Genomic DNA, 26,917 nt, shown 5'->3' with positions numbered 1-26,917 from the left:
TAGATTTGATTATTGTATGCATCGCCTTTTCTTCAATAAATATTAAGTGATAAACTTCATATATAGTATATAAGGAGATTATCTCATGGGTTATTTGTAAATATTAGATGGGGAGTATTTGACACATACATAACCTAAAGATTTAGATAAAATTAATATAGATAAGTATTTACTACGATTGCCTTCCTATTTTTCTTAGAATTTTTTTAGTGAATCAAAATTTAAATTGCGTATACATCTTTTGTACTAGTAGACCTAAGTCTAAAAGTATGTACAATTACACCATTTGACTAATGGGTAAACTTCACAAACTGATATATACTAGTATTGTGTCTTGCCTTTTTAGGTGTAGTACACAGCCGGTGATTGGCTAGTGGATGTTCTTCCATTTTGCCAGTGCCGGTTTTTTGTTGGATAATAGAGAAAATGAAGTTTTTATAAGGAAAGAAGGGGTTGTTTTGAAAGATGTAAATTCTATCTTTATGAGAGAAAAGATTGCTAGTTTTTATCTTTATTTTATTTCTTTTCTTGGTTTGGTTACTATAACTATATCTTTACTTGAAATTAAAATCCCTTCTCATCTAACAATACTAATATTGTTGTTACTTTTTATGGGGATTGCAGAGTATTTTCCTGTAAGATTTTGGAGAGGAACTAGTTCGCTTACCTTTCCGATAATTTACGCTATGAGTTGGCAGTTTGGAATCCATATAACTATTGTTGCTATTGTACTTGTGACGCTAATTATTCACCTGCATCGTCGTTCACCGATACAAAGAATGTTATTTAATAGTACTCAACATGCACTTAGTTTGATCTTTGCCAAATGGTTTTCAGACAAATGTATGTCCTTAATAATTAATAAGATAGGTATGTCAGTTCTGTATGAGAATTTAATATCTTTGTTATTATTTTGCATGTTTTTTTGTTTTTTCAACAATCGCTTTTACGATTTGTTAATGATACTTCTTCCGCAGCCATATTCAATTTATCAATGGTATAAAAAAACTATTACGGTATTTCTTTGCGAAACTTTTGGTTTCTCTTATGCGGCACTGATGCATGTACTAATTAGTACATATAGTGTGGAAGTAAACGAAGTTACAGTGCTGTTTTTCTTTTTTCCACTTGTAGCAACTTCCGTTATTAGTTCTTTTTCTGTACGGATAAGGATGGAGAAAGAACGATTATATGAGTTATTTCTTATTACGACCGAAATTAGTCGAGGATTAACTGGAGGAAACTTGAAGCATATTAAACAAGCACTTAAAGGTTTTTTTGGCATACAAGCATATGTAATATGGACAAAAGATGATGGAAACTGGAATATTCTATTAAAAGATGGGAAAGTTCGCCCTGATATTTCTGATCATTTAGAAAATTACGATGCGTTTGAGGGACTTTCTAAAAATCTTGTATTTAATGATTGGAAAATTGGTACGGCTCCTGGAGATGAAATATTTGAAAGTGTCATACGCTCACTTGTATATTTTCCTCTTATTGTTAATGATGAACTAGTCGGAATGTTTGTTGCAGGGAAAAGTAGAAATGCGGGCTTCTTTCCAGAAGATGTACAGTCGTTAGCTACATTTTCTAACCAATTAGCTAACGTAGTTAAAACAAGGATATTAATTTCTGAACAGGAAAAAAGAATGATTTTAGAAGAAAGAAATAGAATTGCTCGAGAAATTCACGATGGTATTGCGCAAACATTAGCCGGGGTGATATTCCAACTAGAATCCGCGCAGAAAAAATACCGTGATAAACCAAAAGATATGCAGCAAGTAGTAGAGAAAAGCATAAAAGATTTAAGAGGAAGCCTAGGAGAAGTTCGCTATTCTATTTATGCTTTAAAACCATATCCGACACAACAATTGGGACTTAAGCAGGCGATAGCAAGTAAAATAAAATCTTTAAGACAAGAATATGAACTAGACATTACATATCATGAAAGAGGTCATGCACGTGCGCTTAGTTTTTCAAAAGAAAGAGTTATATTTGATACATTACAAGAGAGTTTGCAAAACATTGTAAAACATGCACAGGCAAAAAAGGCTGATGTTTTACTCAGCTATCAAAGTGAACACGTGCTTTTAAGGGTTAAGGATAACGGAGTTGGCTTTTCACTATTTGAGTCTATGGTTAAAACGAAGAATGAGCCACATTATGGTATATTACATATGAATGAACAAGCTGACCAATTAGGGGCTACTTTACAGATTGATAGTTCTGTAGGAAAAGGGACAGAAATTACACTGTTAATTCCAGATTCACAAACAAGGGGTGCGTAAAATGATTAAAATATTAGTAGTAGATGATCATGCTTTTTTACGGGATGCAATTCGGAGCATACTAGAGGATGAATCTGATATGAAAGTGGTTGGAGAAGCTAGCTCTGGGGATGGAGTATTGGGAAAAGTAGAAGAATGCCGACCAGATTGTATTTTGATGGATATTAATCTTCCAGAGAAAAATGGGATTGAAGCTACAGAGTTAGTGAAAAAAAAATATCCGAGTTGCCGTGTACTTGTGTTTACAATGTATGAACATGACGAGTATTTAATGGATGCACTCCAGGCCGGTGCTGATGGTTATTTATTGAAGGATTCATCATCAGATCAGGTAGTAGCAGCAATTCGAATGTTATATCGAGGCGATTCAGTCATTCATCCGCGTATGACTAAAAAATTAATTACATATCATCAGCAAAAAATGAAAGTAGAATCAAATGAAAATGAACTGACGGAACGTGAAAAGGAAATTCTCTTTGAACTAGTAAAAGGACTTAGTAATAAAGAAATTGCTGAAGTTTTATATATTAGTGATAAAACAGTTAAAATTCACATCAATAAAATTTTTAAAAAGCTAAATGTGAAAAGTCGATCGCAAGCAGTGATTTATGCAGTCCGAAATCAATTAGTTCCGCTAGATTAAATAAGAAATCTATCAAAGAACTATCGTGTCGCTTTATTCTGTATTACAAAGAATAAAGGACAAGGTAGTTCTTTTGTACTATGTAGGCATAGAATCCTTAGAGAAAAGATACTCCTTTTGTTTAATTTTCAGAATAATCAAAATGTGAAATAATAAAAATAGAATTACATTTTAATCTTGTTAATAATTCATTTTGTGAAAATCTTTTGTTGGAAATAAATGACGGAGGGCTCTTATAGAAAGAGTAAAGTGAGTGGTTAGCTATGTGAGGTATGGGGATGGTAGTAGTGTTGGAAATCTTTCATGATACAAAAGATTAAGATTAATAGAGTTTCCAATGCTACATGGGAATTTAAGAATCAATTTGTTTCAAAAAATAATATTAATAATGGGGAGATGTAATATGAAACGAGGGAAATTTGGAAAGATTCTTATTGGAACGTTAACAGTTGGAATGTTATTGTCTCAAGGAATTCCATATAACGTATTAGCGGAAGAGGTAAATACATCTACTTTAACTGGAATTGATGATGCAAATGCTATCTTAAAAGGTCTTACAAAGGAACAACGTAATGCCTTAAAAACGTTAGATACAAAACCAGGTTTTGTTATTTCGCCAGGTATCAATACAACAAGTCCTAATAATGTGAATGTGATTATAGAATTTAAGCAAGCGCCTAGCAAAATAGAGGTATTAAAACAAGCGGCTAAAGGGAAAAAATTAGCTCTTTCAAATGCGGAACAAAAGGTAGAGGCATCACATAAAGGATTTAAAGCAGAGCTTGAGCAGCTTCAAAAGAATAAAGAGAAAGGGACAAATGTAAAATCTGCAAAAATAACAAGAGAATATAAGAATGCTTTTAATGGTGTAGCGATTTCTTTACCAGCAAATATGATCGAAGACTTAGTTCGTACCGGTATCGTTAAGCGCGTATGGGAAGATCATGAGGTTAAAATTGATTTGCCAAAAGAAACAACTAAGACTGTTGTTGAACCGAAAATGGCGGATAGTGTACCGCAAATTGGTGTGGACAAGCTGCATGATGAAAAAATAACAGGGAAAGGAATTAAGGTAGGTGTACTGGACACAGGTATTGATTACAACCACCCGGATTTGAAAGATGCATATAAAGGATATCGTGCAAAACAAGGTGAAGATCCAAGTAAAATAGATCCGAACTCCATAAAAGGATGGGACTTTGTTAATAATGATGCTGATCCAATGGAGACAACGTATAAGGATTGGCAAAATTCTGGAGGATATCCAGAGATTTATGAGGGGAGTGCATATTATACATCCCATGGTACGCATGTAGCTGGGACAATTGCTGCAGACAAACAGAATAGTGTGGATTATGCAGTGAAGGGTGTTGCTCCAGATGTAGATTTATATTCATATCGCGTATTGGGCCCATATGGAAGTGGACAAACAAGCGGTATTCTTGCTGCGATTGATAAAGCAGTGAAAGACAATATGGATGTTATCAATTTATCACTAGGTGCGTCTATTAATGATCCTTTATATCCTACTTCTGTCGCAGTGAACAATGCGATGTTAGCTGGTGTTGTTACAGTTGTAGCAGCAGGTAATAGTGGTCCGGAAGAAGGTACCATTGGATCACCTAGTGCAGCGGCACTTCCGATTACAGTTGGAGCCAGTAACGCTGCAATGAAAATCCCAACGTTTTCCGTCGATGCAGGTGATTTACATGTGGATAAGATGATGCTACTTGGAAAAAGCTTTACTGATAAGATTGAAGATTTGAAAGGTCAATCCGTATCAGTTGTATATGCAGGGCTCGGGAAATCAGATGATTTTACAGGAAAAGATGTAAAAGGAAAATTAGCTCTTATCCAACGCGGTGAGATTACATTTGATGAGAAAATTAAGCATGCTAAGGAAGCAGGCGCAAAGGCGGTAATCGTATATAACAATGTAGATGGTGAAATTACAAGTTATCTTGGGGAAAGTACTGCATCTATTCCATCGTTCCGCTTAACAAAAGTAGATGGTGAGAAATTACAAGCAAAAGCTGTACAAGGAGATGTGTCGTTAGCGTTTGGGGAACTAAGTAATATAAAAACAGAGGGAGATCACTTAGCTGATTTCAGCTCCCGTGGTCCTGCAACTAAGACAGATGATATTAAGCCAGATATTGTAGCACCAGGTGTGTCTATTTTCTCAACTGTTCCTGAATATATTAATGATCCAAAAGATGGAGAAAATTATCCGATAGCGTATGGACGTATGTCAGGTACCTCTATGGCAACTCCTCATACTACAGGGGTAGCGGCACTCATTTTACAAGAACATCCAAATTATAGTCCATTTGAAGTAAAAGAAGCACTCATGAATACCGCAGTTGACTTAAAAGAAGAGCGTTCTGTATTTGAGGTGGGCTCAGGACGAATTGATGCATACCGTGCAGTTCATGCAGATACATCAATCGAGGTTGTTGATAAAACATCAAACGTTGTAGGTGATGAAGAAGTAGAAATTGAAGAAAAAACAGGTTCTATTGCATTTGGGTATAAAAATCAAATTGAAAATGGGCCTATTAAAGATAGTCGAAAAGTTTTAATTAAGAACAGCAGTAAAACAGATGGGAAAGAGTTTAAATTAGAGGTGAAATTTTCACCTACAAGTGTAGGTGTGCAAGATGCAGCGAAGAATGGTGTGAAGCTAAACGTACCAGATTCTATTAAAGTAGCTCCTGGTGCATCAGAGGAAATTAGCCCTGAAATTACCATTCCAGAAAACGCTGAATTTGGTAGATATGAGGGCTATATTCATATTTCAAATAAAAACAATGAAAAAGAAGTATATCAAGTACCATTTGCAGTTAAATTCACAGAAAAAGGGATTGCGTCTGTAGATTTACTGAGAGATGCAATGGCAACAGATGCTTCTAAATTCCATCCATTTATGGAAAGACCAAGTTCGCCGTTGACATTTAAATTAAATAGTCCTCTCGAAACCATTGATGCAATTGTAAAGGACCGAACGACAGGGAAGGCATTAGGAGTCGTTGGTACACTTAATGCAAGTAGTCTAACACCGAATGTTGAATATATGATGTTTTCTGGTATGGGAGGGTATGTACTTCCATTCACAGGAGATCCAGCTCATCCAATTGCGGATAAACCTGTTATGTTGCCTGATGGAGATTACGAATTGAACTTCGTTGGATATGATAAAGAAGGAAAATCTTATACAAAAGGCGATAGCATTATCATTGATAATGTAATACCTGAAATGAAATTTAAGGATGTACAACCTGGTATACACGAAGTCAATGATTCTATGTTTAAAGAAGAAGACGGCCAGCGTGCATTATGGGTGCATGGTAATATTTATGATTCTACAGTAGATGCATTAAAGGCAAAAGGCTTGCAATATGATCAAAAAGCGAATCAAATTGTATATTATCAAAACTCAGCCTTCCCATCAGGATGGTTGAATACAATTCAAGCAAATGGTGATTTTAAATTTGGAGTACTTCCAGAGGAAATAAATGAGCCGTTAAATTTAAAATTATTTGGATATGATCTTGCAACTGCAGGGAATATGACAACTGGATATAAAGATTACGTCTTTGTAAAAGAAGGGACAGAATACGCTGTTCCAAGTTATGACAAAGATAAAATCAAATTAGGAGAGAAAATTACATTAACTTTGAATCTTAATAATGTAAAACAGCTTATGTCAGGTACATTTGAAATTCCTTATTACAAGCAGCTATTTAAATTTACAGATGTGAAACCAAATCCAGCACTTACGGAATATGTAGAACAACATGGATTGAACCTTAAATTAGAAGATCCGAAGATAAGTGAAGCAGGAGCTTGGGAAAACAAGGTGAAAGTTGGCGCATCATTGGAGGGAAAAGAATTTAAAGGATTAGATGGAGATAAACCATTTTTAGATGTTACATTCGAGATGACGAACGATGAATACTTTAATGGTTTGACTGCATTTGGAGTAGATAAGTTCTCTTATACAAAAGTTGGTGCATCAGAAGGCATTGAGATTCCCGCGTTTAAAGATAAATCTTTTGCTATTGTTTCGAAACATTCAACGGTTACAGGATATATTGGCCCGGAAGCTTTCTTGAATGAAGAGGGGTATTTAGGTAAGAAAGACTATACAAAACTAGGAGCAAAAGTGTACGCAGTTGGCAAGGATGGAAAGAAATATACAGGAACGATTGGTGATAACGGACAATTTGAAATTCATAGTGTTCCAGTAAGCGATAAAGAATATGATATTTTCGTAGAAATGCCAGGTCATTTAAATAGTAAATTAACAACAAAAATAGGGAAAATGCAGGATGGAGAATTAGTGGGACAAAACTTTAGAGCTGACATGGATGATAACCTTGCAGGTGATGTAAACGGCGATAAAATGGTAGATATTCAAGATGCTAGAATAGCAGCTTTATCGTATGGAAAAGGAAAAGTATCTGTAAAAGATGGAGATATAAATCAAGATGGTGTTGTAGATGAAACGGATGTTCGTTTAATTGAGAAAAACTTCTTGAAAAAGGGCCCAGATGCTAAAGGAAACGAGAAACCGAAAGAAAATGTAGGGCCAGTGACGTTAGAGAAAATTTTACGCTCTATCGGTTTAGAACCAAAAAAATAAGTGGACAAACTTCTAGAGTAAATAAAGGCATCAGACAATGGATATTAAATGAAATGGATTGGTTAACAAATGACCGGTAATGATTTACGGTAACATTACCGGTCATTTTAAGAGTCATAGTCGTTTGGGTACATGAAGTAACTAGTTTAAAGTAAGTTCGCTTTCATTATGGGACAAGGAAGTTGCTTAATTATTATTGTTGTTTGTGGGATGGAAATAAGGTTTGTAGTTTAAACTTTAACAATAGGGGGACTTGTGAAATGGGTATGAAGAAAAAACTTGGTATGGGTGTTGTAACTGCAGTGCTTGGCTTATCCTTAATTGGCGGGGGAACATATGCATATTTTAGTGATAAGGAAGTATCACAAAACACGTTTGCAGCGGGTACTTTAGATTTGAGTGTGAATCCAGAAGTTGTTATTAATGTCGACAATCTGAAACCAGGTGATGAAATGGAACGTGGTTTTCAATTAGTAAACAAAGGAACCTTAGCAATAGGAGATGTGAAACTCCTGACAGATTACAGTGTAATCGATGCGAAAGGGGATAATGGAAATGCTGATTTTGGTGATCATATCCGTGTTGATTTCTTGTGGAACTTGGATAAAAATGAGGTTCCAATTTGGTCTACTACATTATCTGAATTAAAGGTAGCTACGCAAAATGGAAATATTCCTAATCTTGTAAAGAACGGTATTGTAGATCGAGAAGGAAATGGACTTGCTCCAGGTGATGATGATACATTTTATGTAATGTTTACATTCGTAGATAACGGTGAAGAACAAAATGTATTTCAAGGAGATGCGTTGAAATTAAATTGGACTTTTAACTCCATGCAAGCAAGCGGTGAAGAAAAGTAAGTGTAATAATTTGTATACTATATGTGTGAGACATATAGTATACAAATGAAGGCGTTTATCCTCAATGGTAAAACTCCTTATAAAAATATGGGTGAAAAACTTGATGATGATTTCCCTTTTAAAACACATCGTAAACATATTTTGCGATGTGTTTTGTTGTAAGTTGGAGAGTACAGAAATATTAAATGATTATCCAGCTTTTGAGATACTTTGAGGGAATTTAGCACCTTACGCTAGCTTAGCAGCTTTCCTGTCCCCTTTATCCCCAAGAAGACGTAATCCAGTTATGATGAGCATACATCCTCATACGCGAAATTGAAAGTAACAACTAGTGCATGCTCACAAAACTTTTCATCCTATGGCAGAGAAGTTCTAGAAAATCAAGAACACCCTGCAGAGAATAAGCTGAGGGACTTACTGGCTCATGTAAAAGAGAAGTATATGAAAGTGAAGGGCTAAATTTTAAAATTCTAAAAAGGGTGAATGGATGATGTTAGGGATAGGGTTGATTGTATTAAGTATTTTACTTGTCAGCATTGTATTTTTACCATGATGCTTTATTCCAAGTGAGACAGAAAACATGTAGTATTTTTATTCGTAATCATCCAAAAAAGAAAGAGGGATATTTGTTACAATCACGGCATTGTAGAAGAAATAGAATAAAAGAGGAAAATATATACTGTTACAAATTAATATTCCATGTGTTTTTTGAACATACATTACTTATCTTTAATGTATATATTGAATATATAAATATATTGTGTTATGATGTGAATTAGAAACTCGCGTGTTTCAAATACAACATTTTTATCTTTTTGATGACCTCTTATCTTTCCGTAAGAGGTCCTTTTTTTATCCCTCCGTATTGTATAGCCGCTAAAATACTATGAAAAGATACTAGAGACTACTACACTGTGATATCCTCTAGTATTTTTTCTTTATCTATATTATCTATTGTTAGGTAAACGACGAATTAGTACTTTTTGTATAATTTTCACAAAATAACTTTGAATCATTATTTATTTCAATATAAAGTAATGAAAGGACATATTTGACTATCGTCTTTAATTTTTCCGACAGCAAGCAAAGTTAGCATGTTTAATGCATAATCAGACGCCTGTAAATGAGCATTACTATTTAAATTTTTACCAGAGAGTAATTTAGTTAATTAGTAGAAAAAGGAAGGGGCCTATTTGGCTCCTTCCTTTTTCTCATACATACATAACGCTTGTTGACAACTTATGAAATAATAGCATTCATCGCTATTAAAATATAACATTAAAAGCAATTAATTAGATATGTAATTTTGCATATATTGTACTATTTCATGAATAGGAACAAAACTATTTATTCCTTTCTGTATGGAGACAAATAGATTTAGGTTTACTTAGGGTAAGAAGACCTGATCATTGATTGCTGGTTAAACCATATTTCTACGTATTTGAAACAAATTATTTCACTGAATTGTATGTTAAAGAGAGTGCGGGATTTATGAAATGTAGATTATTCCTTGATTTCTTACTCGTGATTTTACTTGGACATCGGAAAAGAAGTTACGTTATATACGATTTCAAAAGGGGATATTATTCAGTGCATCCAAAGATGCACTCCGTTTCCTGTTTCCTATCCTACTAAATTACCATTCCAAGCAAATTTCTTCTCTTTCAAACAATTCATCCATTGAATAAAGATAATTCGGCCATACGTATCGGAGGACATGAAACTTTCTTAATACCATTTGGAATATATTTCAATATACTTCCGATACTATAACAGATCGAAAATTTCTTTATTGGAGGTATATAATGGCATATCCATTTCGTAACTTAGTATTTGAAGGTGGCGGGGTAAAGGGAAGCGCTTATATAGGTGCCATCCGTGCACTAAATGAAGAAGGGATTTTACCAGAAATACAACGATTTGGAGGGACTTCAGCAGGAGCGATTACTGCATTACTTTTAGGTCTTTCCATTCCATTCGCAGATCTTGTAAAAATCCACAAAGACATGAATTTCAAAGCGTTTAAAGATGATGATTTTTCGATTGTACAAGATAACATTCGTTTGTTTTTTGATGGTTTTGGTATCTATAAAGGGGATTTCTTCACTGAGTGGGTAGGAAAGATCGTTGAAAAGTGGACAGGGAGTAAGGACACAACTTTTCAGCAGTTGTATGACAAAACAGGAAAAGACGTGTTTTTCCAAGGAACGAACGTTTCTACACACCAGCTTCGTACGTTTTCTCGCGAAACGACACCTGATGTCCCGTTAGTAGTTGCTGTGCGGATTTCGATGTCCATCCCATTCTTTTTTAAATCTGTGGAATGGGATAAAGATTATTATGTAGACGGAGGTGTACTCGATAACTACCCAATTCGTTTATTTGATCGGAAAAGTTTTGTGAATAAAGAAGAACACTTCACGACCACAGATACGATTGACGAGGTTAATAAACTGATAAGCAATATAGAGGATCATTCTACACTAAGAAGCTTACACACGAAATACAATGCATCTTTCTTTGATCCTACAGATGAAATTGTCTACAACAAAGAAACACTTGGTTTCCGTTTAGAATCTCAGGCGGAGGTTGCCATGTTAAAACATATCGCAACCTCAACAGAACATCATATTGGCCATTCTCTTATTCATTTTGCATGGAATTTGTCTCAAACCATGATCAAAGGTCATGAGAGCGGAAAAACCACCAAAGAAGATGCTGCCCGCACTGTATTTATTAATACATTCTTTACGTCGTCGTTTAATTTTGATATCACAGAAGAAGAAAAGAAAACACTCATGAATTCAGGTTATACTTCTACTAAAGACTATCTACATCAGTTTAATACGTCTGAAGTAAAATTGTTTAATCGACCATAAAGCCGAGTGCAATGCACTTGGCTTTTTTTTATCGTCCTGTAAATTCTTTTTTTAGTAGCTAATAAAAATTTAGATAGACTATGCATAGAACAAGAGAGAGGAGATAACAGAAAGTAATAAATATAAGTTTTGATGACTTCTTATTTTGTAAAACTAGGGTGTAGAAAGGGTGAAACAGGTGGAAGAAAAACGAATTATGATTTATACAATTTTTTGGCTAACACAGTACAAAAGAGAACCTTAAAACGGTGGATAGGAATGTATCAAAAAATGAATAGAGTAGCAAGGCGGATTTATTGTGGAAGTAGGGATTTTCCTTTTTCTTTCTACTGATAATAAAACGTTATGTAGACTGGGGATGTATAAGGTATTCATTGCTATTCCTTCAAAATGCTGATGTTACATCATATTAAAATAACCTCTAATTTAAGTATTGAAATTCTCTAAATCTTGATGTATTATATTCTTGTATTTTCTCACTTTGCTAAGCCTAGAAAACATCATCACTTCTGAAAGAACTCGAACTCCAGCGGGTTCTTTGAATTTACTTGAACTTATTTTTGAATCATTGTATTATATTTCCGAGTCTTACTCATATAAATCATTATCAGGAGAATCTGCAAATTTGCAGGTTCTTTTTTATTTTATTGAAAGTAAAATTTTAGCCAGTCGTTTATTTTCATATTGTTGGTTTTTATACGTGTTTGGTAAAAATCAATGAGTTGCAAAAAAATACTATGCTGAAATCTAGTTCGGTATAGCAATGTGCATATAAAAGATCCCACTTTGCTATATCCCCTAAAAAGAGTCATAAAAATCTATATTTTTTTAATTCAGTTGCATACTACAAAACTTCTTTTAAAAGAAATGTATGTACATACACATTATATTTTGTTCCATAACTCTCTAACTTTCGTTCACGATAGTCTGTTAAGTACAGGATTATTGGCGGGTGGTGCAATAGGTGCAGAAGATGTGAAAACAAATGAAAAAGTACAAGTTGCTGTTGCAGGTAAAGAGGGAAATGTAACGTATAAAGAAATTGATAAAGCAGAATCTCCATTGTTATTTGGAATGTATCCTTTATGTTAAGATCCTAATAAGAAGTTAGTTTTTTTTGATAATTAATATTTATACAAAATGTATAATTAATATACTAAAATGTTTTTAAATTTTATAATGTATTCCTTTTCATATGAATGAATTATTTATTGCAACAGGTTTCCCGTTCAAAATAAGATGTTCAAACAAAAGACAATATAAGTATCTTTATAATGATTTTTCAATATAATCAATGTGTTTATGAAAGGAACTCTGTGTTATTTTTGCTTTTTTACTAACTAATACAGCTTCAAACAAAGGACACAATTGCTACATACTAAGTGTAATTTATTACCTATTCAAAATTCTGTCTATTCAATCTTTCTAAAAATAAAAAAAGATTAAACTTATAAATATACAAGTTATAATGAGGGCGTCGAGACACAATTTATTACCTCTAGAGAAAATATCAAACCTCGTTTTGGATTAAAAATTCTAAAGAACTTGCCAGTAATTTTTTAAAATTGGACATACTGATATGATTACTATACGGAGGATAGCGGATTAGAAGGGAAGTTTATTCAACTCAATAAAGAAAGCGTTATCAAATGAAACTTGTTTTGAATCGATCATTCTAATAACTTAGATTCAACTACAGCTAAAAATAATAAATTATGGGGGTGCTTATATGAACATGAATGTAGCATCTATTAAAGAAAAAAAGATTGTTAAATACAAAAGTTGTTTTGATGTGATTGGGCCCATAATGATAGGCCCTTCAAGTTCACATACTGCAGGTGCTTTGGCTATTGGAACAGTTGCTAATAAATTATTTCAAGGTCTTCCTAAAAAAGTTGTGGTAAAGTATTATGAATCATTTGCTGAAACCCATAAAGGTCACGGAACTGATTTTGCAATTATTGCTGGTATATTAGGCTTAGCTGCTGATGACAGCAAAGTGCCAGATGCTATTAAAATAGCAGAGTCTAAGGGAATTGACATTACCTTTATTGAACAATTGGGTAATAGTCCTGCTGGTCATCCAAATACGGCAGATGTATATGCAGAGGATGAAAGTCGAAGTATTAGAGTAATGGGTATTTCGGTCGGTGGTGGGTTGATTGAAGTCAAAAATGTTGAAATTGATGGATTTAGCTTAAATCTGCAGGGGCCATTGCCAGTTGTTATTGCGATTTCAGAAAGAGCTGACTTTGAATTTGTTTTACGCAGGATCTTTAAACAATATGATGTGGAAATTAACAACTTTCATAGTTTGGAAGATAAAACAAAATATTTATATGCATTCGCTTTGGATTCGATATTGCCAGGTAATGCTCAGAAGGAATTAGGAGATTTAAGCAATATAGCTAATCTTATTATTCTTTAGTCACATTAAGGAGTGAAAAATATGTATATGGCCATAAAAGAAATTGTGGATGCAGCTAATAAAAGCCAAAAGCAAATTTATGAATTAGCAATCGAACAGGAAATCAAACAAACTAAAACTTCTTATGAAGAAGTATGGAGTAAAATGGAACGAAATTTAGCGACTATGCAACATGCAATAAATAAAAGTATCGAGGGCGACGGTGTATTTTCTCCAACAGGTTTGACCGGAGGGGATGCTGTAAAAATTAAAAACTATCGAGAAAATAGGAAAACTCTTTCTGGAGATTTGATGGTGTTAGGGATTCAAAGTGCTATCGGTGTTAATGAAGTAAATGCTGCATTAGGAGCTATTTGTGCAACTCCAACAGCAGGTGCGAGTGGGACGATTCCGGGAGTCCTATTTAGTATTAAAGATACGTTGCAGTTAAGTCATGAAGATATGATTCATTTTCTATTCACTTCAGCGTTATTTGGAACGATAGTCGCAAACAACGCTTGTATTTCAGGAGCGTATGGAGGATGTCAAGCTGAAGTAGGAAGTGCCTCAGCGATGGCGGCTGCAGCTGCGGTAGAAGCTGCGGGTGGAACGCCACAGCAATCTTCTGAAGCTTTTTCGATTGCATTACAAAATTTACTCGGTTTAGTTTGTGATCCGGTCGCTGGTTTGGTAGAAATTCCTTGTGTAAAGAGAAACGCCATTGGAACGGCAAATGCTTTAGCAGCAGCGGACATCGCATTAGCTGGCGTAAACAATCTCATCAATGCTGACGAAGTGATTGAAGCCATGTATAGAGTTGGAAGACAGATGCCTCGCGAATTAAGAGAGACAGGTTTAGGTGGTATTGCAGCTACACCTACAGGAATTTCCATTAAAAATAAAATCTTTGGGGAGAAACAATCAAATCAATAAGTTATCGAATATATTGTGAAGTTTTTAACAACCTTTACTCTATTGTTCGCCTAAGGATGTCTGTATATTGGGGGAGTTATCAATAAAATATACTACTATATAATTAAAATATTTTATAAGTGGTAACAAACCCTTCAGGTTGATGCTTCGCTAATTTTTTGATTTTTATTAACCTAGAAGGGGGATATTCGTTGTGGGGCACTATATAAGCTATTCATTTTTCAAGAACGGTCTATATTCCTATATCTTAAAAAGAGAATTAAGAATAGGACACAAGGAGGAATTATTATATGGATGGGAATACTGCAAAAAACATAGAATTTCAAGCTGATAACACTGCAGTAAAAAATGAGAAATATCTAGACCCTAAAAAGTGGCATAAACAGGATACTACCTGGGCATTGAGCCTTTTTGGAACAGCAATTGGAGCAGGAGTACTCTTTTTACCGATTAATGCAGGTTCAGGTGGTTTATTATCATTGCTGTTAATTACCATACTTGCATATCCTGTTATGTATTATTCACATAGGGCGCTTGCTAAAATGATTTACGCTTCGAACTCTGCCGATGAGGGGATTACAGGTACAATAAGAGAGTATTTTGGAAATAAGGCAAGTATCATTTTTAATCTTGTATATTTTGTCTCCATTTATACGATCGTGCTGATGTACTCGGTCGCACTTACAAATACCGCTAGTAGCTTTATCGTGCATCAATTGCACATGTCGGAGCCTCCAAGGTCCATTTTATCGCTTGTTTTAGTACTCGGTCTTATCGCTATACTAAATTTTGGTCAAGATATAACTGTAAAGATCATGAGCATGCTAGTGTATCCTTTTATAGCTTCTCTACTTTTTATCGCAATATCTTTGATTCCACAGTGGAATACGTCAATGCTTAGTTTTTCAGCTGTTTCTACTGCTTCAACAGGAACAGGATATTTAGGAACGATATGGATGATACTTCCAATCATAGTATTCTCGTTTAATCATTCGCCTATGATTTCGTCATTTGTTATGAAACAGAGAGCTACGTATGGAATAGATGCTACTGATGCTAAATGTGCTCAAATACAAAAAGTTTGTTATATTATGACATTCGTAGTTGTTATGTTCTTTGTTTGGAGCAGTACCTTAAGTTTGACTCCAAATGATCTTAAGGTGGCAAAAGAACAGAACTTGTCAATCCTATCATATCTTGCTAATGAGCTTAATTCGCCAGTAATCACTATTGCAGCTCCTATCATTGCATTTGTGGCTATTACAAAGTCTTTCCTTGGTCATTATATAGGAGCGTATGAGGTAATGCGTGACATGATTATCAAGTCCAGTAAAAAACGTGGGAAAGATATAGGAGAAAAAACAGTTAAGACAATGATTCTTACTTTTGTCGTATTAACATGCTGGTATGTTGCTTATACAAATCCAAGTATTCTTGGAATCATTGATGCCCTTAGCGGTCCGCTAGTTGCTGCTATCTTATGTATACTACCAATGTATGCAATCCATAAAGTATCAGTACTTGCTAAATACAAAGGGAAATCTAGCAATGTATTTGTCATTATTATAGGTATTCTTACTGTCCTAGCAAGTATTAAGTCATTATTCTAATCCACTATTGTTAGTATCGATGCAAAAACCGTGGGATATGGAAAAAAGAAAGATTCTTATCGGAACTGAATTCTATATTGTTAAACTAAAGAAATCATGGTTTTGGACAAACTCCTCACATTGGAGAGTTTGTCTTTTTTTATCATTTTAGCCAAGAAGACCCCTTCCTCAAGGAACGTAAAATAAGTAGGTGGGAGATGAATTGGCTAAAATGATAAACTGGTGACCCCGTATGTAGAAGTAAAAAAGGGGGAAACTATTGTATAATTATCGATAATTTAGGGGGCGCCAAATGAAGCATAATAAAGAAGTAACACTTGGGGATTACGTTCAATTTTCATATCGTAAAAATCCTAATTTGCAATTAATGGGATTTGTGGTGAATGTTTTACAAAATACAATTGTTGTAGATATTGCCGAAAGAATGGATATCCAGGTAGATGATTTTAGGCAAGTTGTAAAGCATGGTTATTATAATAAAGTGGTTCATAAGGAAATAAAGAATAGTGTTTCATAAAAAAGTGCTCCTATATAAATTTAGGAGCACTTTTTATGGAGGGAATTTCCGCAAAGATTTTTTTCTGAGGTATAAAATTTTCATATGAAAATACGTTTTGAAGATATTTTCTTATTTGTTAATTAATAATTTTTTCAATCTTTATAGCTGTTATGGATTTAAAATATTATTCATAAAGATTTCACATAATTTTATTAAAAAGAAAAATACTAATACTTGTTTTAATACTTTACTTCGAGTCATTAAAACAAATTTACTAACTACGAAACAAGGAGGCATCACTGTGGACATTCGTGAAGGATTAATTCCAACAGCTTTAGGTACAGCAGTGACAGCAGCAGGTTATGCTCTTAAACAAACTCGTGGAACTAATAAAATGATTGCAAATACAGTATTTGGTTTTGGTTTAGCACACGTCGTTTTAGGTGTAATCGATCTTGTTGAACATCGTCGTTAGAACGAAAGGCAAGCATTGATATATGCTTGCCTTTTTGGGAGTACATTTATTATTCATTTTTCAAAATATGTTTGTATGGCGTAATCATTATCAATGTAATTAAATAGTTACACTACAAGGAAATTAGAAAGTAAAACTGTGAGCATTGAATTTTATGAAATGAGATGGTGATGGAATGGAATTTTCTTCTGAAAGTAATACGTATCATGCTGGTGACATTGTCTATATTTTTTACCGAAATCCTCATACTCAAGACGTAGCTAACATACAAGCTGCAGCAGTTGTAAATAATCCTGAAAGACCTAATGAATTAGCACTATTTCTTTACGAAACGTATTATCCACTAACAAATGAGATGGCTATATATGCTACCGAAGATGAGGCAAACCAAGCTTACACTTACTATTATGGTGATATTTCAGAGGGGATGTTAGAATGAATAAGCCATTTATGCCTAAGCTCGTATATTTTGAACCTAAAGCATTAGATTATCCTTTGGGGAAAGAGCTGTTTGAGAAGTTTTCAAAGATGGATGTTGAAATTCGACATACTACTTCCCATAATCAAGTAAGAGATTTGCCAGGGGATAATGATTTTCAAAAGTATCGAGTAGCAAAATCCACGCTGGTTGTTGGTGTTAGAAAAACACTGAAATTCGATACTTCCAAGCCTTCAGCAGAGTATGCAATTCCTTTTGCAACGGGATGTATGGGACATTGTCATTATTGTTATTTACAAACAACGATGGGAAGTAAGCCTTATATACGAACGTATGTAAATGTTGAAGAAATTTTAGATGCTGCTGATAAATACATGAAAGAGCGTGCACCTGAAGTAACAAGATTTGAAGCGTCGTGTACTTCAGATATTGTAGGAATCGATTATTTAACGCATACCCTTAAACGGGCCATTGAGCATTTTGGAGAATCTGAATATGGGAAATTGAGATTTGTTACGAAATTCCACCATGTAGATCATTTACTTGATGCTAAACATAACGGAAAAACAAGATTTCGCTTTAGTGTAAACGCTGATTATGTGATTAAAAACTTTGAACCAGGAACTTCTCCCTTAGCTAAACGAATTGAGGCAGCAGGAAAAGTAGCTAGAGCTGGATATCCTCTTGGTTTCATTGTAGCTCCTATTTACCTGCATGAAGGCTGGAAGGAAGGATACTATCATATGTTTGAACGCCTAAATGCTGAATTACCTCTTGATGCACGGGATGATATTACATTTGAATTTATTCAACATCGTTTTACAAAGCCAGCTAAGAGAGTAATTGAAAAAAACTACCCGATGACAAAACTAGAATTAGATGAAGAGAAAAGAAGGTATAAATGGGGGAAATATGGAATCGGAAAATACATTTATCAAAAAGAAGAAGAAGAGGATATAAAAAACTATCTGTATTCCTATATGAAACAGTTCTTTCCTAATGCAAAACTAGAATATTTTACATAAAAGAAACGAACAAAATTCATTACATCATCAATCTAAAAAATTACTCACTCAAAAAAGTGATATTGGTCAACAATTCGCTAATAAATCATTTGAAAAATTTATATACGAAAGTCTTTTATGTAAAAATATGTTTCATTATGAACTGAATCCCAACAGTTAAACAGAAAAATACAGCGGTTGTATGAATATAAGTCCGGTATTGTACCGGGCTCATTCTTTTTAACGTTGCATCAATTCTTTTGTGAACATATTAATTTGAACATGTTTAAAAACGAACCATCTTTTGACAATGGTATTAGCGCTTTAGAAAGAACTTTCATAAAAAATGGTACTAATAATCCCTCCAAGTATTACTCCCATAGTAGAACCTAATAACAAAAATCTAATTGTTTAATTAGTAATTCTAATCTACCATTTTTTGCTGTACTATCAACTAAAGAAACAGTAAATGGTTGTTGAAACATATTAGAAAATCGAGCAATTAAAGACATAATATTATATTTAGCAAAAGCCGATGCAACTAAAGCTAATTTCGCCCCAACAAGTTGAACTCCATATCCTAAAACTTCTATAGAAGTCATAAGCATTAAAAATAAAAAGATACAAATTACTTTAAAAGTAATAAACTCCATAATCATACCCCTTAAGTTTCTATAAATACATAACTCAATAATTATATTAAAAATATTCAATATTTTCATTAAAATATAAATCAATTTCTATTTTATAATCAAAAACTATACTCCTTTATTTTGAATGATGGCATCACCTTTTATTAGAATTGTCCCTTGGTTTAGCAAATGTTTTTTTGTAAATAATATATTTGTTAAACCATTAATTAAGGGGGACTAGTATGCCGCAGGATCGAAAAGAAGAAGTGCAAAACGATACATATGAAGGAAAAGAGGTTATGCCAGATAATCCACAATATCTACCGCGTCACGTGCAAATGGAGCTGCCTCCCGAATTTTCTATAAATCCTCTTTTTGCCCGCAAAGGAGAATCAGTCGTTCCGCGCTTTCACATGCCTGATGAAGGCATGTTACCAGAAACAGCGTATCAAATCGTCCATGATGAAATGACTCTTGATGGCAATGCACGCTTGAATCTTGCAACATTCGTTAGTACATGGATGGAACCTACCGCAGAGCACTTATATGCTAAAGCATTTGATAAGAACATAATTGATAAGGACGAATATCCACAGACAGCTGAAATTGAGGAGCGGTGTGTCCGCATTTTAGCCAACCTCTGGCATTCCCCCAGCCCCCTTACAACTATGGGCGTTTCAACAACTGGATCGTCGGAAGCCTGTATGCTCGGGGGGCTTGCGTTAAAGAGACGCTGGCAAAATGCACGAAAAAGAGAGGGTAAGCCGGTGGATCGGCCTAATATTGTGTTTAGTTCTGCTGTTCAAGTCGTTTGGGAAAAATTTGCGAACTATTGGGAGGTTGAACCACGCTATGTGAAGGTTAGCCCTGAGCATCCCCGATTAGATCCTCAAGGGGTCCTTGCAGCCGTGGATGAAAATACGATTGGTGTGGTACCGATTCTCGGTGAGACTTATACCGGACTTTACGAACCGGTTGCCGCCATTGCAAAAGCGTTGGACGATTTACAGGAGAGGACGGGACTCGACATTCCTATGCATGTAGATGCGGCTTCGGGCGGATTTATAGCACCGTTTCTTCAACCAGATTTAGTCTGGGATTTTCAGTTGCCGAGGGTGAAGTCCATCAATGTATCGGGACATAAATATGGATTAGTCTATCCTGGCTTGGGTTGGATAATTTGGCGGGAAGCTGATGATCTCCCCGATGATTTAATCTTCCGCGTCTCCTATTTAGGCGGAAACATGCCGACTTTTGCCCTGAATTTTTCACGTCCTGGCGCACAAGTGCTCCTACAATATTACAATTACCTGCGTTTGGGGAAAAGTGGGTACTATGATGTCCAAAGGGCTTCTCAGAAGGTCGCTCTTTTTCTTAGCAAGGCGATTCAGGAGATGGAACCGTTCGAACTTTTGTCCGATGGTTCGGATATTCCGGTTTTCGCTTGGCAACTGAAAAAAGGTTACACATTAAACTGGAACCTTTATGATTTATCTCGACAATTGCGTGTGTTCGGCTGGCAAGTACCCGCATATCCATTGCCTCCAGATCTAGAAGCAGTGACGATTATGCGCGTTGTGGTTCGAAACGGATTTTCTATGGATCTCGCGCATTTATTTTTGAGGAACCTCAAACAGGCCGTTGCCTTTCTGGATTCCTTGGATGGACCTATGCCACATGATACGAAATGTGATAATGGGTTTCATCACTAATTAGGGAGCAGCTCTCGTCGTCGTTAAGTTGAGCTCAACACCCATAACTTTTCGAGCTATCGACTGGGAAGTGGTACAGAAAAGCTGATGGTTTCAACCAAGGGATACATGATGATAGGTGATGAACAAATTGATGCCTGAGGGCTTTACAATATCAAATCATACGCCTAGTTTTCAGAAATCTATTGGCTTTTCTTCTGGTTTCAAAAGACACAATTCAAATCTGTTGAAGAGTTAAAGAAATTTGTAGCTAGTATTTCCTTTTGGGAGGTACCATTAGCTGCTTTAGGAGTTACTCCACCATTACATTGGATTTTAGCGGATAAATGGGGTAAATCTATTGTATTAGAATCGACAAGGAGTAGTGACTAATAGTCCTGAGTTTAATTGGCATTTATAAAATTTAAGACAATATATAGGTCTTAAATCGCAGCCATGCGCGGGGGATGTACCATTAAGTGCTTTTGGACAAGGTTCAGGTTCAATGGGACTTAATGGAGATTTCACCCCACCATCAAGGTTTATACGGGCAGCGTATGGTAAACAAAATATTCAGGGTATAGATAACGAAGAAGAGGGTATATCGGTCATTTTTCTTATTTTGTAAAATTGTGAGGTTCCAAAAGGAGGAGTAATAACGGAAGAAGATACATTAGATAATACTATTTATACAAGCGCAACGTGCATGGAGTCTGGTACATATTATTACCATATCTATGATTGTAGATAAATTATTGCCCTTCGATATTAGTAACAGGATAGCTGCTTAACGATAAAAATGAATTTGCCAATTTTCTTGCAAAATGTAACGGGTGCTCTACCGATTGGATATGAATATACATAATTAAGGGATTCATGTATAACCAGTGATTATGTAAAGCACTGACAATAATTCCTTGTTGTACAATTGATTTCATAAATGCAGGGATCTCTTCTTGTAGAACCGCGATTTCTCCTAAATTTAATGCATTGCCATTTTGATCCAACGATTCAAAACTTACTCCGACGGGAACTACATAGGCACTTGGTTTTCCTTGAACCAGGACCTTAAAATTGCGGTGAAAAGACACCGAACAACCACCTTGATTTATTTTACTCTTTCCTTTAAGAATTGCAGCAAATTGATCAGAAATGAAATTTAAATTAGACATAAGTTCAATTCCTTTCTCGTGCTAAATTTATTCATTTAGAAATTTAATTTAAAAAATGTAGTTCCTTCTTTTAAAGAAAAGAACTACTTATAAACAACTTTTCTCTAAAATAAACAGGCCGATATGTGCAATTTGTACCCTGTTTATTTTAGAAGAAATATAAATGCTATTTCCCAACAAACATAACTTAATGAACCCTTTCTATATATCATTATAAAGAACTCATAAAGTAGGCAATTGTACATCTTTATTTTATGTAGGTTAGATAAATATGTGCCTTAATAAGTCTGTGCTTTCTTTATGAAATTCTTATTGGTAATTAAACAATAAATTTAATATATTTTAATGATTGTATAGGGTAAAACTTAATTTGTTTTTTCATTGAGACTATTCGTTTTTTCCATATTTCATATGGAAGTAAAGCACAAATTATTAATCCTATTGTTCCTAAAAGTAGCTTTGTTAATTGAGCATCAACAAAATGTCTCCTGTTATAACCGTAATGTTGGACAGCGACAATGGATGGAGGTTCTTCTGCTACGCTATATTTAGGAGGAAAGGTTATAAATTCACCGTCTACATTATCCCATGAAGATCGTTATTTACCGAACGCTTGGGTGGTAACAGCAAACCAAAAACAAAAAATAAAGATGACAATTGATGGGAGAAAAATAGATACCAAAACATCAGATGAATTTGATGCGAACATTTCAACGAATTTATGAATTATTAAAAATAGAACAAATACATGATTTTTATCTCGTTAGTTGGAAAATTAAAATTATTTTTTAAAATTAGAAATTATTATTTCATATTCATGATTTGCACAATATCAAACGAGAGTGATGAGGATTCCAAATTTACGGAATTCTTATCACTCTTTTTTAGTTTTTTGTAAATATGGAACAATATCCTTACTTTCACTGTCTATTAAGCGTTAAAACATTTTTTATTAAATAAATTAAGAAAGGAATCATCATTTTTAACTAAGGGAGAAGATTGAATTGAAAAAATTATGGATGCTGCTTTTCGTTTGTTTCGCGGTTATGTTGGTAGGATGTAATAAAAACGAACCGCCAAAACAAGCATTTGAAGAATATATCAATTTATGGAATGATAGAAAATTTACAAATATGTATGATCATTTATCAGATCATGCAAAAAAATCAATTTCTAAAAAAGAATTCACAGAAAAATATCAAAAAATCTATGAGGGGATTGGAGCTAAGAATTTAAAAGTTAAAATGAAAGGAGAGAATACGAAAGATAAAGAGCTTTTTCTTTTTGAAGTTAAGATGGATACCGATGTAGGATCAGTTTCATTCATCCATGAAGCAAAACTTGTGAAAGATAAAGAGTCTTGGAAAATAGATTGGACGCCAGACCTCATTTTTCCAGGAATGAAAAAAGATTACAAAGTACGTATGCAAATAGAGCAAGGAAAACGCGGAGAAATATATGATCGAAATGGAAAAGGGCTTGCAACGAATGGTAAAGCGACTGAGGTTGGAATTATTCCAGAGAAACTAGGCGAAACAGCAGCGCAAACGAAAGAAATAGTAGCACAATTACTTGATATGTCTATAGAAGAGGTCGAACAAAAGCTCACAGCAAAATGGATAAAACCAGACTCCTTTGTACCAATTGGTATTTTAAAAGAGGGAACCAGACAGAATGATTATATTGAATTAGAAGGAGTTTCATCTCACCCAGTAAATATTCGTACGTATCCATTAGGTGAAGCAGCGGCACACTTAACTGGATACATAGGAAAGGTGAATGCGGAGGAGTTAAAATCACTTCAAAAACAAGGTTATCAAGCAGATGATTTAGTAGGTAAGACCGGTTTAGAGAAAGTGTTAGAAAATAAATTGCGTGGTGAAAAGGGTGGACGCGTATTTATAGAAGATGAGAAGGGGAAAGAGATTAAAAACGTAGCAAAAAAAGAAGCAAAAGAAGGAGAAAATGTTACGTTAACAATTGATGCTGCAATTCAAGAAAAAATCTTTAATGAGATGAAAACTGAAGCAGGGTCTAGTGCAGCGGTCAATCCTAAAACAGGTGAAACAATCGCACTTGTAAGTAGCCCTGCTTATAATCCAAATATAATAGTTAGAGGAGCATCGAAAGCCCAACGAGAAGCATGGAGTAACGACTCGAAACTACCAATGACGAATCGCTTTACACAAGCATTTGTACCAGGTTCCGTATTTAAAACGATCACAGGTGCAATTGGTTTGGAAACAAACACAATAAATCCGAAGGAAGAATTTAAAATTCAAGGATTGAAGTGGACAAAAGATTCGTCTTGGGGAAATTACTATGTAACGCGTGTAAAGGATGCAAGTCCAATTGATTTTGATAAGGCAATGAAGTACTCTGATAATATTTATTTTGCTCAACAAGCTTTGAAAATGGGAAAAGATCAGTATGTAAATGAATTTAAAAAGTACGGATTTCATGAAAAATTACCAATCGAATACGAACTTCCTATTTCAATCATTGCAAAAGATGGGATAAAAAACGATATTCAACTTGCAGACACGGGCTATGGACAAGGACAAGTATTAATGACACCATTTCATTTAGCATTAACATATGCACCGATTGTAAATGAAGGGAATATTCCGTCGCCACATCTTTTAAAAGAAGCAAAAGTAGCGGGGAATTGGAAAGAAAATGTGGTTTCTAAAAAGAATCAAGAGATATTAAAGAGTGCATTAATCAAAGTCATTAATGACCCTGATGGCGCAGGGAGAATTGCACAGGTTGATGGTGTGACGCTTGCTGGTAAAACTGGTACAGCAGAACTGAAAGAGTCGAAAGAAGCAGACGGAAAAGAACTGGGATGGTTCGCAGCTTTCGATGCAAATGCGCCAGACATGATTGTTACAATGATGATTGAAGATGTAAAAGGAAGAGGAGGAAGTAACGTTCCAGGTGAAAAAATAAAACATGTATTTCAGAAATAATACTTAATTATAAGGTGAATTTTTCACTAAATTTATTACATGTTTGCTTAACTCAAAGATATAAATTGGGGGAAATATAGAACAATTAAATTTCAAAAAAGCATTCTTTCTAATCGAGAATGCTTTTTTGCTGTCATTCTAGAAAAGTTGACATTGTTAATGGTAAATAGAAGGGAATAGCAAATTGAAATGGACAAGTAGAGTGTTACGTTAAATTCAAAAAATAGATTATTGTGAGTGGATTTTTATCATTGTATGCTTTACTTGTTTTTTAGTAGTATTATTCTGCCTGAAAAAAGATAAACAATGGAACAAATGAAACTTGTATTTTGTCTATATATTGAAACCATAATAAAAAAGTGAGGGCAGTTTTATGTTTATTCAAATAAGTTTGAGGTGTGGAAATGGAACAGACGTTTATTGAAAAGTGTAATCATGATGAGCTGGACTATGTTATAAAAGACTATTGGCAAGATGTATGGAATTATTCATTTATTATTACGAAAGATCCACACTTATCAGATGATATCACGCAAGATGTATTTATAAAGGTGTTTAAAAATTGGAATTCATTTCGAAAGGAGTCATCTATTAAAACGTGGATTTTAAAAATCACAAGAAATACGGCAATAAACTATTTGAAATCCTCCTATTTTAAAAGGATATCTTTAATAGGATTTTTTAGTGACGATAAGCAATCCCTGTCAGCAGAACAAGAATTTTTTAAGCAAGAAGAAATGAATGATGTGTGGAAGGTGGTATTAGAACTACCTAAAAAGCACCGTGAAATAATTATATTGGATGCAAAATATGAATTATCTTATGAAGAAATGGCTGAAACATTAGGAGTATCCATTGGAACTGTAAAATCGAGATTAAGTAGAGCGAGAAGTAAGGTTTCAAAATTAATAGGGGAGGGTAGTAGTGATGAACAATAAACAAAATCCTGACTGGTATAGAAAAATAAAAAAAGGCCCAATGGAGAATCGTAAAGATGAAGAAGAATTTATTTCTAAAATAAAGCAGTCTATATATGAAAATAATGAAGTGGATTTTGAAAAACATAAAAGACCATTTCGTAAAAAAGCATTACCTATTGTAGTTGTTTTGGTTTGTACAATGTTATTTTTCATTGTTCAACAACCTTGGCTTGATGATAATAAATCGCCGGTACAAAGTAGTACTCAAATTAAGCCTAAAACAAAAGATGAGTCTGCTCAAGATCCATCATTAAAACAATTTATGAATGAACTATATCAAAGTACGAACTCAAAAAATGAAAATAACTTGTACAAAGCGTTAAATGATGAAGTTCTATTTAAAGGAAAGAGTTATAGGAAGGATGAATTGAAGTTTGATGAAGATATCTTTCATGAGTTGCAAGTCGCCCTTACAATGGGAGGAGAGTTTGCAAAAGATACAAAGCAAGTATATAAAGTACCAAGTGGATTGACAGAAAGTAACCAACCAAACCAAGCGCATTTTATATATGCAACTGTTACTGGAAATAAAACGAAAATTTTAGCTGAACCAAAGCGAGAATCACAAGTTTTATATGAAGTATCTAATGAAATGGTAAAAGCTTGGATTCCAGAAAAAGTACAGAATAATGGATATATAAAAATATCTACAATTAACGGTAATACTGGATATGTACAGAAAGAGTATGTTTTAACTGATATTAAATATTCATTTATGTTCGAAAAGAATAATGAAGGTATATGGAAAATAATAAATATAGATTCTATATGGTAAAAGAGGAAGG

General features: G+C 34.3%; 19 protein-coding genes and 3 pseudogenes. 19 read left to right on the top strand and 3 right to left on the bottom strand.

Annotated elements, in window-relative coordinates; translation table 11 throughout:
- Positions 1 to 458 precede the first annotated feature (458 nt).
- From AU379_RS11575 to splB, 13 genes are all read left to right on the top strand, one after another.
- Positions 459 to 2,291, top strand: a complete 1,833-nt coding sequence (locus AU379_RS11575; RefSeq protein WP_033667522.1) for a sensor histidine kinase — start codon at positions 459 to 461, stop codon at positions 2,289 to 2,291.
- A gap of 1 nt (position 2,292) precedes the next feature.
- On the top strand, positions 2,293 to 2,934 hold the full coding sequence (locus AU379_RS11570; RefSeq protein WP_000590674.1) for a response regulator transcription factor: 642 nt from the start codon (positions 2,293 to 2,295) through the stop codon (positions 2,932 to 2,934).
- 403 nt (positions 2,935 to 3,337) lie between these two features.
- Positions 3,338 to 7,579 carry a S8 family serine peptidase gene (locus AU379_RS11565; protein WP_061139281.1) on the top strand — a complete coding sequence of 1,414 codons (4,242 nt, stop codon included), beginning with the start codon at positions 3,338 to 3,340 and terminating at the stop codon, positions 7,577 to 7,579.
- Positions 7,580 to 7,839: 260 nt separating this feature from the next.
- On the top strand, positions 7,840 to 8,439 hold the full coding sequence (locus AU379_RS11560) for a TasA family protein (RefSeq protein ID WP_000525504.1): 600 nt from the start codon (positions 7,840 to 7,842) through the stop codon (positions 8,437 to 8,439).
- Between the two features lie 1,805 nt (positions 8,440 to 10,244).
- Positions 10,245 to 11,318, top strand: a complete 1,074-nt coding sequence (locus tag AU379_RS11555) for a patatin-like phospholipase family protein (protein WP_000331137.1) — start codon at positions 10,245 to 10,247, stop codon at positions 11,316 to 11,318.
- An 867-nt stretch (positions 11,319 to 12,185) separates the two neighbouring features.
- Positions 12,186 to 12,410, top strand: coding sequence for a hypothetical protein (locus AU379_RS11545; protein WP_170953980.1), 225 nt, complete (start codon positions 12,186 to 12,188; stop codon positions 12,408 to 12,410).
- A 637-nt stretch (positions 12,411 to 13,047) separates the two neighbouring features.
- Positions 13,048 to 13,746 carry a serine dehydratase beta chain gene (locus tag AU379_RS11540; protein ID WP_001056999.1) on the top strand — a complete coding sequence of 233 codons (699 nt, stop codon included), beginning with the start codon at positions 13,048 to 13,050 and terminating at the stop codon, positions 13,744 to 13,746.
- A gap of 21 nt (positions 13,747 to 13,767) precedes the next feature.
- Positions 13,768 to 14,658 carry an L-serine ammonia-lyase, iron-sulfur-dependent, subunit alpha gene (gene sdaAA, locus AU379_RS11535; RefSeq protein WP_000281779.1) on the top strand — a complete coding sequence of 297 codons (891 nt, stop codon included), beginning with the start codon at positions 13,768 to 13,770 and terminating at the stop codon, positions 14,656 to 14,658.
- Between the two features lie 290 nt (positions 14,659 to 14,948).
- A complete protein-coding gene (locus AU379_RS11530) occupies positions 14,949 to 16,268 on the top strand; it encodes an aromatic amino acid transport family protein (RefSeq protein ID WP_061139280.1) in 1,320 nt (439 codons plus the stop codon).
- A gap of 292 nt (positions 16,269 to 16,560) precedes the next feature.
- Positions 16,561 to 16,785 (top strand): DUF2187 domain-containing protein, encoded by a 225-nt coding sequence (locus AU379_RS11525; protein ID WP_000682219.1) that lies wholly within the window; start codon positions 16,561 to 16,563, stop codon positions 16,783 to 16,785.
- Between the two features lie 283 nt (positions 16,786 to 17,068).
- Complete coding sequence (locus AU379_RS11520) at positions 17,069 to 17,242, top strand: hypothetical protein (RefSeq protein ID WP_000354585.1); 174 nt, start codon at positions 17,069 to 17,071, stop codon at positions 17,240 to 17,242.
- A gap of 175 nt (positions 17,243 to 17,417) precedes the next feature.
- Positions 17,418 to 17,681, top strand: a complete 264-nt coding sequence (locus AU379_RS11515; protein WP_000396091.1) for a transcriptional regulator SplA — start codon at positions 17,418 to 17,420, stop codon at positions 17,679 to 17,681.
- A complete protein-coding gene (splB, locus tag AU379_RS11510; protein ID WP_001039638.1) occupies positions 17,678 to 18,706 on the top strand; it encodes a spore photoproduct lyase in 1,029 nt (342 codons plus the stop codon). Before AU379_RS11515 ends, splB begins: the two co-directional genes overlap by 4 nt.
- Positions 18,707 to 19,074: 368 nt before the next feature.
- Here the strand turns inward: splB and AU379_RS11505 are convergent, their stop codons facing one another.
- Positions 19,075 to 19,338, bottom strand: coding sequence for a DUF2837 family protein (locus AU379_RS11505; RefSeq protein ID WP_000394421.1), 264 nt, complete (start codon positions 19,336 to 19,338; stop codon positions 19,075 to 19,077).
- 221 nt (positions 19,339 to 19,559) lie between these two features.
- On the opposite strand from AU379_RS11505, the gene AU379_RS11500 reads away from it, so the two are divergent.
- The gene (locus tag AU379_RS11500; protein ID WP_061139279.1) at positions 19,560 to 21,029 is read left to right on the top strand and encodes a glutamate decarboxylase; all 1,470 of its coding nucleotides are present in this window, start codon (positions 19,560 to 19,562) and stop codon (positions 21,027 to 21,029) included.
- 210 nt (positions 21,030 to 21,239) lie between these two features.
- A pseudogene (locus AU379_RS29005) lies at positions 21,240 to 21,756 on the top strand (linear amide C-N hydrolase); the annotation flags it as partial.
- A gap of 4 nt (positions 21,757 to 21,760) precedes the next feature.
- On the opposite strand, the gene AU379_RS11495 reads toward AU379_RS29005, so the two are convergent.
- Together AU379_RS11495 and AU379_RS29000 are read right to left on the bottom strand one after the other, a co-directional pair.
- Positions 21,761 to 22,180 carry a DUF1259 domain-containing protein gene (locus AU379_RS11495; RefSeq protein WP_000067577.1) on the bottom strand — a complete coding sequence of 140 codons (420 nt, stop codon included), beginning with the start codon at positions 22,178 to 22,180 and terminating at the stop codon, positions 21,761 to 21,763.
- 379 nt (positions 22,181 to 22,559) lie between these two features.
- Positions 22,560 to 22,703 (bottom strand): annotated as a pseudogene (locus AU379_RS29000) (cell division protein FtsW); the annotation flags it as partial.
- Between AU379_RS29000 and AU379_RS11490 the strand changes: the two are divergent.
- The 4 genes and pseudogenes from AU379_RS11490 to AU379_RS11475 all read left to right on the top strand — a co-directional run.
- A pseudogene (locus AU379_RS11490) lies at positions 22,699 to 22,905 on the top strand (phosphodiester glycosidase family protein); the annotation flags it as partial. The pseudogenes AU379_RS29000 and AU379_RS11490 sit on opposite strands and share 5 nt — an antisense overlap.
- Before the next feature lie 279 nt (positions 22,906 to 23,184).
- Positions 23,185 to 25,152, top strand: a complete 1,968-nt coding sequence (locus AU379_RS11485) for a penicillin-binding transpeptidase domain-containing protein (RefSeq protein ID WP_061139278.1) — start codon at positions 23,185 to 23,187, stop codon at positions 25,150 to 25,152.
- 404 nt (positions 25,153 to 25,556) lie between these two features.
- Positions 25,557 to 26,090 (top strand): sigma-70 family RNA polymerase sigma factor, encoded by a 534-nt coding sequence (locus tag AU379_RS11480; RefSeq protein ID WP_000438327.1) that lies wholly within the window; start codon positions 25,557 to 25,559, stop codon positions 26,088 to 26,090.
- Positions 26,080 to 26,907 carry an SH3 domain-containing protein gene (locus tag AU379_RS11475; RefSeq protein ID WP_001060751.1) on the top strand — a complete coding sequence of 276 codons (828 nt, stop codon included), beginning with the start codon at positions 26,080 to 26,082 and terminating at the stop codon, positions 26,905 to 26,907. Before AU379_RS11480 ends, AU379_RS11475 begins: the two co-directional genes overlap by 11 nt.
- Positions 26,908 to 26,917 lie beyond the last annotated feature (10 nt).

The organism is Bacillus sp. JH7, from assembly GCF_001563515.1.
In the GTDB taxonomy this organism is placed as follows: domain Bacteria; phylum Bacillota; class Bacilli; order Bacillales; family Bacillaceae_G; genus Bacillus_A; species Bacillus_A cereus.
The sequence above is the reverse complement of the archived record's forward strand: the minus strand, read 5'-3'. Positions and strand labels throughout refer to the sequence as shown.

Coding starts and splice junctions, on each gene's coding strand:
- AU379_RS11475 (WP_001060751.1), top strand. CDS start 26,080: ATGAACAATAAACAAAATCCTGACTGGTATAGAAAAATAAAAAAAGGC.
- AU379_RS11540 (WP_001056999.1), top strand. CDS start 13,048: ATGAACATGAATGTAGCATCTATTAAAGAAAAAAAGATTGTTAAATAC.
- splB (WP_001039638.1), top strand. CDS start 17,678: ATGAATAAGCCATTTATGCCTAAGCTCGTATATTTTGAACCTAAAGCA.
- AU379_RS11545 (WP_170953980.1), top strand. CDS start 12,186: ATGTATGTACATACACATTATATTTTGTTCCATAACTCTCTAACTTTC.
- AU379_RS11505 (WP_000394421.1), bottom strand. CDS start 19,338: ATGGAGTTTATTACTTTTAAAGTAATTTGTATCTTTTTATTTTTAATG.
- AU379_RS11515 (WP_000396091.1), top strand. CDS start 17,418: ATGGAATTTTCTTCTGAAAGTAATACGTATCATGCTGGTGACATTGTC.
- sdaAA (WP_000281779.1), top strand. CDS start 13,768: ATGTATATGGCCATAAAAGAAATTGTGGATGCAGCTAATAAAAGCCAA.
- AU379_RS11555 (WP_000331137.1), top strand. CDS start 10,245: ATGGCATATCCATTTCGTAACTTAGTATTTGAAGGTGGCGGGGTAAAG.
- AU379_RS11570 (WP_000590674.1), top strand. CDS start 2,293: ATGATTAAAATATTAGTAGTAGATGATCATGCTTTTTTACGGGATGCA.
- AU379_RS11530 (WP_061139280.1), top strand. CDS start 14,949: ATGGATGGGAATACTGCAAAAAACATAGAATTTCAAGCTGATAACACT.
- AU379_RS11480 (WP_000438327.1), top strand. CDS start 25,557: ATGGAACAGACGTTTATTGAAAAGTGTAATCATGATGAGCTGGACTAT.
- AU379_RS11560 (WP_000525504.1), top strand. CDS start 7,840: ATGGGTATGAAGAAAAAACTTGGTATGGGTGTTGTAACTGCAGTGCTT.
- AU379_RS11495 (WP_000067577.1), bottom strand. CDS start 22,180: ATGTCTAATTTAAATTTCATTTCTGATCAATTTGCTGCAATTCTTAAA.
- AU379_RS11525 (WP_000682219.1), top strand. CDS start 16,561: ATGAAGCATAATAAAGAAGTAACACTTGGGGATTACGTTCAATTTTCA.
- AU379_RS11565 (WP_061139281.1), top strand. CDS start 3,338: ATGAAACGAGGGAAATTTGGAAAGATTCTTATTGGAACGTTAACAGTT.
- AU379_RS11500 (WP_061139279.1), top strand. CDS start 19,560: ATGCCGCAGGATCGAAAAGAAGAAGTGCAAAACGATACATATGAAGGA.